The 11,336-nt window shown below is 72.9% G+C and carries 8 protein-coding genes and 1 pseudogene; 5 read left to right on the forward strand and 4 right to left on the reverse strand.

The features are described 5' to 3' along the window. The 4 genes and pseudogenes from E1211_RS25745 to ffh form a co-directional block, all read left to right on the forward strand. Window positions 1-572, forward strand: a pseudogene (locus E1211_RS25745) ([protein-PII] uridylyltransferase); the annotation flags it as partial. Between the two features lie 260 nt (window positions 573-832). After that, window positions 833-1,960 carry a sensor histidine kinase gene (locus tag E1211_RS25750; RefSeq protein WP_243709698.1) on the forward strand — a complete coding sequence of 376 codons (1,128 nt, stop codon included), beginning with the start codon at window positions 833-835 and terminating at the stop codon, window positions 1,958-1,960. Next, a complete protein-coding gene (locus tag E1211_RS25755) occupies window positions 1,957-2,613 on the forward strand; it encodes a response regulator transcription factor (protein ID WP_132351753.1) in 657 nt (218 codons plus the stop codon). The genes E1211_RS25750 and E1211_RS25755 overlap by 4 nt, the downstream gene beginning before the upstream one ends. Before the next feature lie 150 nt (window positions 2,614-2,763). After that, window positions 2,764-4,305, forward strand: coding sequence for a signal recognition particle protein (gene ffh / locus E1211_RS25760; RefSeq protein ID WP_132351755.1), 1,542 nt, complete (start codon window positions 2,764-2,766; stop codon window positions 4,303-4,305). On the opposite strand, the gene E1211_RS25765 is transcribed toward ffh, so the two are convergent. The 4 genes from E1211_RS25765 to E1211_RS25780 form a co-directional block, all read right to left on the reverse strand. After that, window positions 4,271-5,566, reverse strand: coding sequence for a hypothetical protein (locus E1211_RS25765; RefSeq protein ID WP_165947347.1), 1,296 nt, complete (start codon window positions 5,564-5,566; stop codon window positions 4,271-4,273). The two genes, ffh and E1211_RS25765, sit on opposite strands and share 35 nt — an antisense overlap. Further along, window positions 5,556-7,265 (reverse strand): hypothetical protein, encoded by a 1,710-nt coding sequence (locus tag E1211_RS25770; protein ID WP_132351759.1) that lies wholly within the window; start codon window positions 7,263-7,265, stop codon window positions 5,556-5,558. The genes E1211_RS25765 and E1211_RS25770 overlap by 11 nt, the downstream gene beginning before the upstream one ends. Next, on the reverse strand, window positions 7,262-9,370 hold the full coding sequence (locus E1211_RS25775; RefSeq protein WP_132351761.1) for a tetratricopeptide repeat protein: 2,109 nt from the start codon (window positions 9,368-9,370) through the stop codon (window positions 7,262-7,264). The genes E1211_RS25770 and E1211_RS25775 overlap by 4 nt, the downstream gene beginning before the upstream one ends. Before the next feature lie 63 nt (window positions 9,371-9,433). Beyond that, window positions 9,434-9,760 (reverse strand): hypothetical protein, encoded by a 327-nt coding sequence (locus E1211_RS25780; protein WP_132351763.1) that lies wholly within the window; start codon window positions 9,758-9,760, stop codon window positions 9,434-9,436. Window positions 9,761-10,252: 492 nt separating this feature from the next. On the opposite strand from E1211_RS25780, the gene E1211_RS25785 reads away from it, so the two are divergent. Then, window positions 10,253-11,332, forward strand: coding sequence for an amidohydrolase family protein (locus E1211_RS25785; protein WP_132351765.1), 1,080 nt, complete (start codon window positions 10,253-10,255; stop codon window positions 11,330-11,332). Window positions 11,333-11,336: the final 4 nt, after the last annotated feature.

The following is an 11,336-nucleotide window of genomic DNA, read 5'->3' on the forward strand; positions in this document are numbered from 1 at the left end:
CGCCCGCCCCGGACCGGGCGTTGCTGGCCGAACCGCTGCCGGTGATCCAGATCGCCGGTGACCGGGTGGCCGTCGCCGCCGCGGACCGGCGCGGACTGCTCGCCACGGTGGCCGGCTGCCTGGCCCTGCACCGGCTCGAGGTGGTCGCCGCCGACGCCTCGACGGTTGACGGGCGAGCCCTGGTCGAGTGCCGGGTACAGCCACGGTACGGGCTGGCACCCGATCCGATCGCGGTCGGCGCCGACCTGCGCCGGGCGGTCGCCGGTGACGTCTCGGTCGTGCGGCGGCTGCGTGGCCGGGCACTCGCGGGCCGGGCGGCGGGCGCCGCCGCGCGGGTGGTCTGGCACCGGGAGGCCGCCACCGAGGCGGTACTGCTGGAGCTGCGCGCCGCCGACGCCGCCGGGCTTCTCCACCGGGTGACCCGGGCGCTCGACGACGCGGGCGCCCAGGTCCGGGCCGCCCGCATCGCCACCCTCGGCGGGGACGTGGTCGACGTCTTCTACCTCGTCGGGGGCTGGCCCGACGACGCCACCCGGGCCCGGCTGGAGGCGGCCGTCCTCGGCGCGGTGTGAGGCGACGGCCGCTACGTCGTGGCGCGTAGCCGAAGAGCCGCCCGCCGGCCGACGCGCGCCGCTCCGACGCGCGCGACCCTGGACAGCACGGTCGGGGCCGCCGGTACCGGTGCTCCGGGAGGCAGAATCTGCTCGAAGGCCGGCGACGCCGGCCCGCCCGGACTTCGCGCCGGCTCCCCGACCGCCGCGCGGGGCGTCACGGACCTCGGCGAGGCATGGACCGGCGGGTGGGCAGGACGGGTTTCGACGGGAGGGGCGGCGTGGACCGGAGACGACCCGGGTGGCGGGAGATCGTCGGTGACGTGCCGCTCGCCGTCGTGCTGCTCGCCGTCGGGCTCCTCGGCACCGGGCCGGCCACCGCGCGACAGGGCGTCACCGCCGACGGCTCGGCGTACGCGCCGGTGGTGGTCGCCGCGCTGGCGCTGGTTCTCCGGCGCCGGTGGCCGTTCGCCACGCTGGCGGTGACGGTGCTGGCCGCCGGCGCGTACCTGGTGCTGGGCCACCCGTACGGGCCGATCCTGCTGTCGCTGCTCGTCGCGGTCTACAGCGTCGCCGCGCACCGCGCGCTGCGGCCGGCGGCGGTCGGCGCCGCGGCGGCGCTCGTGCTCCTGACCGTGCACGTCTTCGTCGGCTCCGGGTCCCCGGGACTGCTGGGGCTGATGCCGGCCGTGGCGTGGGTCGTGGTGCCGTTCGCGGTGGGGACCACCGTGCGACTGAGCCGGGAGGCCGGTGCCCGGGCTCGCGCGGAGGAGGCCCGGCGGCTGGCCGACGGGGAACGGCTGCGGGTGGCCCAGGAGGTGCACGACGTGGTGGGGCACGGCCTGGCCGCCATCCACATGCAGGCCGAGATCGCGCTGCACCTGCTGGAGAAGCGGCCCGAGCAGGCGCACACCGCGCTCGCCGCGATCAGCCGTACCAGTAAGGAGGCGTTGGACGAGCTGCGGGTGACGCTCGCGGTGGTCCGCCGGGGTGACGGGACGGCCGAGCGGGCGCCCGCGCCGGGACTGGCGCAGGTGCCGGCGCTGCGGGACCGGCTGGCCGGCGCCGGGCTGCCGGTCACCGTACGGGTCGACGGGGAGCCGACGGCGTTGCCGGTGGCGGTGGACCTGGCCGCGTACCGGGTGGTCCAGGAGTCGTTGACAAATGTGCTGCGGCACGCCGGCCCGGCGACCGCCGCGGTGCGGATCCGGTACGCAGCGACGGAGGTCGAGGTGGAGGTGACCGACACGGGTCGCGGTGTCGCCGCCACCGGGTCCGCCCCGACCGGCTCGGGGCTGGCCGGTATGCGGGAACGGGTCACCGCGTTGGGTGGGACGTTCGACGCCGGGCCCGCCGCCGGTGGCGGGTTCCGGGTCCACGCGAGGCTGCCGGTGGAGGAGCGCTCATGATCAAGGTGTTGATCGCCGACGACCAGGACCTGGTCCGGATCGGGCTGCGGGCCCTGGTGGAGAGCGAGGAGGGCCTGGCGCTCGTCGGGGAGGCGGCGGACGGGCTCGCCGCCGTGGAGGTGGCTCGGCGGGCGCGCCCCGACGTGATCCTGATGGACGTCCGGATGCCGGGCGTGGACGGCATCGAGGCGACCCGGCGGATCGTGGCCGACCCGGAGCTGACCGGCACCCGGGTGATCGTGCTGACCACCTTCGAGCTGGACGAGTACGTCTTCGACGCGCTGCGCCACGGGGCGAGCGGGTTCCTCACGAAGGACACCCGGCCGGCGGAGCTGCTCCGGGCGATCCGGTTGGTGGCCGAGGGCGAGGCGCTGCTCTCGCCCTCGGTGACCCGGCGGGTGGTGCGGGAGTTCGCCACCCGGCCGTCCCGGGTGCCCCGCCCGCACCCCCGGCTCGGCACGCTGACCGACCGGGAGCGCGAGGTGGTGGGGCTGGTCGGTGAGGGGCTGAGCAACGAGGAGATAGCCGAGCGGTTGGTGGTCAGCCCGGCCACGGCACGGACCCACGTCAGCCGGGCGATGGTCAAGCTCGCCGCCCGCGACCGGGCCCAGCTGGTCGTCTTCGCGTACCAGTCGGGTCTGGTGCGGTGGTGACCGTCCAGGGATCGGGGCGGGGCGGCGACCGGTCGCGGGCTGGCCCGGTGGGAAGCACCGGGAAGGTGGGACGGTTACCCTTGCGGTGGCCGGCCTTGTGCGCGCCGGCCGGCTTGTGCCCGCCGGAACACTGACAAACGGGATGTTCGAGTGTTTGACACCTTGAGTGACCGCCTCTCCGGGATCTTCACCAAGCTCCGCGGCAAGGGTCGGCTCACCGACGCCGACATCGACGCCACCGCGCGCGAGATCCGCCTCGCGCTGCTGGAGGCGGACGTCGCGCTGCCGGTCGTCAAGGGCTTCATCGCCAACGTCAAGGAGCGGGCGCGCGGCGCGGAGGTCTCGCAGGCCCTCAACCCCGCCCAGCAGATCGTCAAGATCGTCAACGACGAGCTGGTCAACGTCCTCGGTGGCGAAGGGCGGCGGCTCCAGTTCGCCAAGCAGCCGCCGACCGTGATCATGCTGGCCGGTCTCCAGGGTTCCGGTAAGACCACGCTCGCCGGCAAGCTGGCCCGCTGGCTCAAGGCCCAGGGGCACCAGCCGCTGCTGGTCGCCGCCGACCTCCAGCGTCCCAACGCCGTCGGGCAGCTCCAGGTGCTCGGTGGCCGCGCCGGCGTCGAGGTGTACGCCCCGGAGCCCGGCAACGGCGTGGGGAACCCGGTCCAGGTGGCTCGGGACTCGATCGAGCACGCCCGGCGGGCGGCGCGGGACATCGTCATCGTCGACACCGCCGGCCGGCTCGGTATCGACGCGGAGATGATGCAGCAGGCCGCCGACATTCGTGACGCGGTCGACCCCGACGAGGTCATCTTCGTCATCGACGCGATGGTCGGCCAGGACGCGGTACGCACCGCCGAGGCGTTCCGCGACGGCGTCGGCATCACCGGTGTCGTCCTGTCGAAGCTCGACGGTGACGCCCGTGGTGGTGCCGCGCTCTCCGTCCGCGAGGTCACCGGGCAGCCGATCCTCTTCGCCTCCACCGGTGAGAAGCTCGAGGACTTCGACGTCTTCTACCCCGACCGGATGGCCAGCCGGATCCTCGGCATGGGCGACGTTCTCACTCTGATCGAGCAGGCCGAGGCGGCCTTCGACGCCGATCAGAAGGAGAAGATGACCGCCAAGCTGATGGGCGGCGAGCAGTTCACCCTGGAGGACTTCCTCGACCAGCTCATCGCGGTCCGCCGGATGGGCCCGATCGCCAACGTGCTGGCCATGATGCCCGGTATGGGGCAGATGAAGGACCAGCTCGCCGAGCTGGACGACAAGCACTTCGACCGGGTCACCGCGATCATCCGGTCGATGACCCCGTCCGAGCGGACCAACCCCAAGATCATCAATGGCTCGCGCCGGGCGCGTATCGCCAACGGCTCCGGGGTCACCGTGATGGACGTCAACCAGCTGCTCAACCGCTTCGCCGACGCGCAGAAGATGATGAAGCAGATGGGCGGCATGATGGGCCTGCCCGGCGGACGACGCAAGGCGACCAAGTCCCCGAAGAACAAGCGCAAGGGCACGAAGGGCGGCGGGCGTCCCCGCGCCGGCGCCGGGCTGCCCGGCGGCTTCCCGGGCGGTATGCCGCAGCTGCCGGCCGGGATGGACCCGAACGATCTCGCGAACCAGGGGCTGCCGCCCGGCTTCAAGCTGCCGAAGATCGACTTCAACAAGTTCGGCAAGGGGGAGAAGCGCGGCTGAGTGCCGCCTCCGGCGAGGCGGGTCGTGACGGTGCCCGGCGCGAGGACGCGCCGGGACAGCGCTCGAAGTAGTACGGCAACCACCGCCTGCAGAAGCCGCCGAACGGCGTGACGGCCGGGCAGACCCGCCGGCTGAAGCCGGACAGCGCCGCGACGTCCGGCCGCTCGCTCCGGTGGAAGAGACCGATCGTGACGGCGAAGACGCCCCGCCGGACCGCCGCCTGGACGCCCGCGACCAGCGCGTCGGCATCCAGGGCGTCCTCGGCGGCGTTCCTCCCGATCAGCTCGCCCGCCACCGCCGGCAGGACGTTGTCGCAGAGCACGGTGATCAGCTTCGGGTTGGGTGACAGGTCGATGACCGGGGAGGCGTACCCCGTCCGGTTCACGAAGGCCTCCGTGAAGGGCAGCAGGGCCCGGGTCGTCCCCCAGCCAACGGTCAGCCGCACCGCCTCCGCCCCGGACTCGGCGACCAGGCGCAGGTGCGTGGCGAGCAGTGCGTACCGCAGGCGGGGGTTCTCCGCCAGCCGCTGAGCCAGGCGCAGCTCCTCGTCCGTGAAGCACCGCCGGCCGAGCATGTACAGGCTGGCCAGCTCCCGTGCCTCCACCGTGGTGAGCCGCGCGTCGACCGGATCCTCGGGCGCCCGCGGGCGGCCGGGCGCGGTGCCCCGCCCGACGTGACCGGCGCCGACGGCGGCGTGGAACTCCGCGAGGACGCGCTCCACGGTGGGCGGCGCGGCACCCGGCGCCGCGTGGGACCGTTCGACGAGGTCGGGCCAGGCCGCGGCGAGCAGGCGCATCGCCTCCCGGCAGGCCTCGGAGTGCGACACGTGCTTCGTGGCAGCCAGCCGGTCGATGCTGCGGAGCAGGAAATCCGCGGGGGAACCCGGGCCGATCGTCGTGCGTGCCCGCTCCAGCGTCGCCCGGCTGCTCCGCTCGGGCGCCACCGTGAAGTAGTCGTCCAGGTCGTCGTGGTCGGCGGCGCCGAACTGGACCGCCACGCGCTTCGCCCGGGTGACCCGATCCCAGTAGTGCTCCCGCAGCAGGACCGGATCCGCCTCGATCGGGTCGAGACCGTCCGGGTCGCGGCCCCGTTCGCCGGGTGCCAGCCCGCCGCGCACCAGCGACCGTACGAAGTGGTCGTTCTCCACGACCACGTGAGCGGGAGCGCTGCGCAGCCACACCTCGGACGCCAACTTGGCCGTCTGCATCTCCTCGTTGACGAACCGTAGGTACGACTCGAGCCTCGGTCGATCAGGCCGCATCGGTCTCGCGATCCAGGGCGTCCGGGGCCACCAGGCCCGCGTAGAGCGCGAAGAGGCGTGCCGCGACCTCCCGACCCGGCGTACCGAGGACGAGGAGGTCGGCGGCGAGGGCCGCGGCGAGCGCCCCGAACGCGCTCGCCGTGACGAGGGAGTCCTCGTCCTCGGTGCGCTCCGCGGTGCGGCCGAGATCCACGACGAAGCGGTGGAGCGAGCGGGCGACCCGCTGCCCGTCGGCCGGGCCCCAGACCAGGTCGACGTGCCCCGAGGGCTGTGCCCGTGCCATGCTCCGGTCGAGGACCCGCAGGCAGCCGTGGAGCTCCTCGACGCTCCGGTCGAACGGCCGGTCGACGTGCCCGGGCGCACCCTGTCGAACCCAGTCGGCCCGCAGCCGGGTCAGGAAGTGCCGGATCCGGTCCGGCGCCATCTCACGGATCACGATCCGGGCGCGCTTGCGCTCCTCCTCGCTCAGGTCCGCGTAGAGCGGCATGTTGAGCGGGCCTTGCAGGTCGTACTGGAGGCGGGCGACGAGTCGCTCCGCGGCCGGCACGTCACCGTCACGGGAGCCGGCCAGAGCGGCCTCGCGAAGCCGGTTGAGCGAGACACCCGCGCTCAACCGGGCATACCAGCCGTCGAGCCCGGCACCCTCGAGAAGGTGCCGATCCGGATCGATCACGAGGCCGGGCCGGCTGACCGACAGCCGCAACGCGCCGACGATGCGGGTCGCCTCGCCGCGCAGCGCCGCCAGGAAGCCGGGACCGGCCGCCCCGGTCAGCAACCACCTGTCGAGCTCGTTAGCCGCCAGGTCCCCGACGCCGAGCTGGTCGCTGCCGTCGTCCGTACGGTGGAAGGACGCCATGATCGCGCTGCGAGGCGCTCCGGTGGAGGTCCGGTAGCGGTGGTGGACCAGGCGACTCGCGGCGAAGATGGTGTGGCACGGCGCCGCCAGGTCCTTGAGGTGGACGACCCGTGGCAGGCGGTCGTCGTGGAAGCGCGCCTGGGCGGCGAGCGCCTCGTCGACCCGGGAGCGGGACGGGAAGATGCAGCTGTCCTCGTCGCTCCACGGGTCACCGTGCGGGCCCACGTGGCACTGCCGGAAGAGCCGGTTCGTCCGCGGCAGGTAGGTGAGCCCCTGCCCGGAGGGGCCGCGCTCCGTCCCCGACGTCCACGTGACGATCACCTTGAACTCGTCCATGAACGGGTTGTTGTCGACGTGCAGGGTGTTGTCCCGCGCGACGACGTCGAGCGGCTGGGTGTCCTTGGCCCGCAGGTCGACGATTTTCACGGGCCCGCCGAGCGCGTGGGCGACGAGCGCGACCAGGAGGGGGTGGGCGAAGGTCTCCCGGAAGTGGGGATCGTCGAGCAGCAGGCTGGACTGGGCCGCGTTCAGGTAGCTGTGCAGGGAGCCGCGGCTGCCCTTGTCGCGCATCACCGAGTCGTACGCCTCCCGCGCCTTGCCGAAGCGCGGTGCCGGGAGGAGCCCGGTGAAGCTCAGCGCCCCCTCCCCGGCGAGGTTCGCACTCATCGTGACGAACGCCTCGGCCAGGCGGTCTCCCGCCTCCTGCTCCCGGCACGCCGCTGCGACCAGGCCCTCGACCTCGCGGCGGAAGTCGGCGCTCTCCCGCGGCCGGCGCAGCTGCCGGTACGACTGCGGGCTGGCCAGTTCGTCGGCCGGGACGAGGGGCGCGTAGCGCGGACTCATGGCGTCACCGTCCCGATCACCACGCTCGACCGGGTCAGGTCGGGATAGCGTTCCAGGCCCGCCAGGGCGCGTCGAACCTCGTCGCCCGCACTCTCGTCGCCCAGCTCGCCGTAGGCCCGCTCGAGCCGGTGCAGGATCGACCGTACCGACCGGGCGTTACCCAGGGATTCCTCCACCCTCCAGGCGCGCTCGAGCCAGGTGCACCCCTGATCGAGGTCGCCGGACCTGAGGCCCACCTCGCCGAGAAGGCGCAGCGCCAGCGCCCGGCCGTAGGCGTTCCCCCGGTCCTCGCAGATCGCGAGGCTGCGCAGCCCGAGAGCCTGGGCCCAGGCGTGCCGCCCCAATTCGTTGAGTGCGCGGGCGGCGTCGTACAGACCACGCGCCTCGCGTACCGGATTGTTCGTCCGGCGGGACTCCCGGGCCGCGCGGACGCCCCACCGGAGCGCCTCGGCGTGCTGACCCGATCGGAGCGCGAGCTCCGCCATGGCGTGCTGGGCGGAGGCGACCCCGCTCTCGTCGCCCCGCGCGGCGTCCAGCGTCATCGAGATGCCCAGCTCCTCCTTCGCGGCCGCCAGCCGCCCGGCGTCGGCGAGGGCCCGGCCGAGTGCGCGTCGTGACAGACCCTCCATCGCCGCGTCGCCCGCGACCGCCGCGGCGACTGCCGCCTGCTGGACGGCGAGGGTCCTCGTCACGTCCTGCCGCCAGTAGAGGAACGTGTTGACCGACCGCGCGAAGCGCGTGACGAAGGTGAACTCCCCGGCCGCCGCGGCCTCCTCCATCAGGCGGTTCATCGCGGGGGTGAGCGACTCGAACCAGGCCAGGGCCTCGGCCACGGTGAAGCGTGTGGTGGACGCGATGGCCGCCGTCTCCTCGTCCAACCGCAGCGGATGCCGGTGCGGATCGACGGCGTGATCGGCGGCGTAGCTGAGCGCCAGATAGACCGTGCGGATCCGCCGGCCGACCTCGGCCTGCTCCTCGTCGCTCATGACCCGGGAGCGCGTCTCGGAGAGGTAGGCCTTGATGATGTCGTGCATGCGGTAGTGGCCCACCGTGACCTCGTCGACGAGGGAGGCCATGCAGAGGGCCTGCAGCATGCGGTCGCAGTCGCGCGCGGCCGTGTCGAGGATCAGGGCCAGCACCGACAGCGAACATTCGTTGCTCGGCAACATCGACGCGATGTAGAGGACGCGCTTCGTCGAGGCGTCCAGATCCTCCACCGACCACGAGATCACCCGGCCGACCTCGATGCCCAGTCCGGCGCCGTCGAGGAACCTGAGCGGGCTCCGCTCGGATTCGATTCCGCGTACGGCGTCCCGAACCGTCCAGCTGGTGTGAATGGCGAGCTTCGCGGAGACGATGGCGAGCGCCAACGGGTGACCTTCGAGGAGTTCGACGATGCGTCTCGCGCTGCTGTCCGCCTTGTTCACCCGAACGAATCCGACGCGTTCTGCGAGCAGTTCGACCCCCTCGTCGGTGGTGAGGAGTGGCAGCTTGAGCACCTTCGCCTCGTGCCGGACGCTCATCTCCGGAATGGCGCGACGGCTGGTGACCACGAGGCCGGATCCGAAGCCCGGAACGAGGTCACGCACCTGGTCGTAGGAGCCCACGTTGTCGACGACGACCAGGCACCGCTTGCCGGCGGTCGCGGCTCGGAACACCGCGCCCCACTCGTCCTCGTTGTCGGGCAGGTCGGCGCGGGTGATCCCGAGCGTGGCCAGGAAGGTGCGGACGGCGTCCCGGGCCTCGATACGTGGAGTGCCGGAGTAGGCGCGCATGTCGACGAAGAACTGGCCGTCCGGATAGTTGTCGATGCGCGAGCTCGCCCAGGCGAGTGCGAGCGTCGTCTTCCCCGACCCGGCCAGGCCCCAGAGCATGCAGGATCGGGAACCGCTGCCCTCCATGGCCTCGTCCATGGCCTGCAACAGATGGTGCCGGCCGACGATTCGTCCGATGCCGCCCGGGAGCATGTGTGGTCGGGCGGCCGACCAGACCGTCGGATGCGGTTGCTGGACGTAGATAGCCCCGGAGCTGCCCACCTGGAGGATCTGGTTCGCCGAGAGCCCCCGGGCGACGTTCTGCGGCGAGTTCTCGGCAACGGGGCCCATACCTCTTCCCTCCGGTGAAGCGTCCCTTCGCGACGATCGACGGCGCTCGCTCCGCACACCCGCCTACATGGTGACGTCACCGACGTGCTGGGCCTGGATCAGTTTCCCGACGTCGCTGGAGTGCACCGTGTTGGTCGCCCCGGCCGGCGCGGAGGCGTGCCGGAGCGCCCGCAGGAGTTCCGGGTCCTCGGCCGCGTACCGGGCGAGGACCTCGCCGAGCCGTGCCGTGTCCTCCGCCGAGGCAGCCCCCTCCGCGGTCCGGTCCAGGGCCCGTACGACGTCGTCCGGCTCGTCCCGCGTGGTGAACCGCTGTCGGATCGCCTCGACGAGAGCGGCCCCCGACCCCTCCGCGATCTTGAGTAGCGCCGCGGAAACGATGGCCTCGATCATTGCGCGCCTCCTGAGAGGTCGAGGTGGACGGCGATCGGCGCGGTATCGCTGTCGGGGCCACCGGTCCCGGCACGGATATCGGGGAGACGCCGAGGGGGGAGTCTTGACGCCCGGCGGCGGTGCTCCGGTGCCGGGCATCCGATTCTTCTGCGGTTTCTGCTAGCCGCTGGGCCGGTCGTGCGGGATGGGGCGGATGGTGCGCGAGGCAACATTACCGAGTGGTGCGATCCGAAGAAAGCCTCATGACGGGGCACGCGGCCAGGATTGCTCATGTCGGATTTTCGACAGGCCGCCGGAGCGAATGGCGTCGGGCGGCCCGCCGCCATTTCCCAGAAACCATTCCGCAGGCTTCGGCTCCCGGTTCCACCGATGTTCGTCGTGTTCTTCCGTCCCGTCCATCCGCGCGGTTGCGGGGCCCGAAGGGCTGCGCGGTGAGCAGGAGGACGCGGACCCGGCGGTCGCGGCGCGGGGCGATCCGGTAGGACTGTGCACATGGCTCTGCATGTGCGCGGTGTGCTGCTCCCGGACGACGAGGTCCGCGATCTGTGGTTGGTTGGCGACCGGGTGACCTTCGAGCCGGTGCCCGGCGCCGAGACGGTCGCCGACGGGGGCTTCGTGCTGCCCGGGCTGACCGATGCGCACTGCCACATCGGCATCGCTCGGGGCGGGGCCCCGATCACCTCGCTCGACGAGGCCCGCGAGCTGGCCCGCATCGACCGGGACGCCGGAGTGCTCGCCATCCGCGACGCCGGCTCCCCGTACCCCTACCCCGAGCTGGACGACGCCGACGACCTGCCGCGTCTCGCCCGCGCCGGCCGGCACGTCGCCCCGCCGAAGCGCTATCTGCGCGACATCGGGGTGGAGGTCGGCGCCGGCGCGGTGGCCGCCACCGTGGCCGAGCAGGCGCAGGCCGGCAACGGCTGGGTCAAGCTGGTCGGGGACTGGATCGACCGGGGAGTGGGCGACCTCGCGCCCGCCTGGGACGCGGAGACGATGACCGCCGCGGTCGAGGCGGCGCACGCCGCAGGTGCGCGCGCGGCGGTGCACACCTTCTCCGAGTCCGCGGTGGAGATCATGGTGCGGGCCGGGGTGGACTCGGTCGAGCACGGCACCGGCCTGAGCCTGGACCTGATCGACCTGATGGCGCGTCAGGGCACCGCGCTGGTCCCCACGATGATCAATATCCGTACCTTCGGCGGCATCGCCGACCAGGCGCGCGCCAAGTTCCCCGGCTACGCCGACCACATGCTGGCCCTGCGTGACCGCTTCCCGACCGTGGTCCGGTCCGCGTACGAGGCGGGCGTGCCGATCTACGTGGGCACCGACGCCGGCGGTGGCATCGACCACGGTCTGGCCGCTGAGGAGATGCTGCTCCTGCACGAGCAGGCCGGCATGGCCGCCGTGGACGTGCTGGCGGCCGCGTCCTGGCGCGCCCGGGAGTGGCTCGGCTTCCCCGGCCTGGTCGAGGGCGGCCTCGCCGACCTGGTCGTCTACCCCGAGGACCCGCGCGCCGACCTGCGCGTCGTCCGCACCCCCACCCGCATCGTCCTCCGCGGCCAAGTAATCCGCTGACCCC

The organism is Micromonospora sp. 15K316 (assembly GCF_004348525.1).
Lineage (GTDB): Bacteria > Actinomycetota > Actinomycetes > Mycobacteriales > Micromonosporaceae > Micromonospora.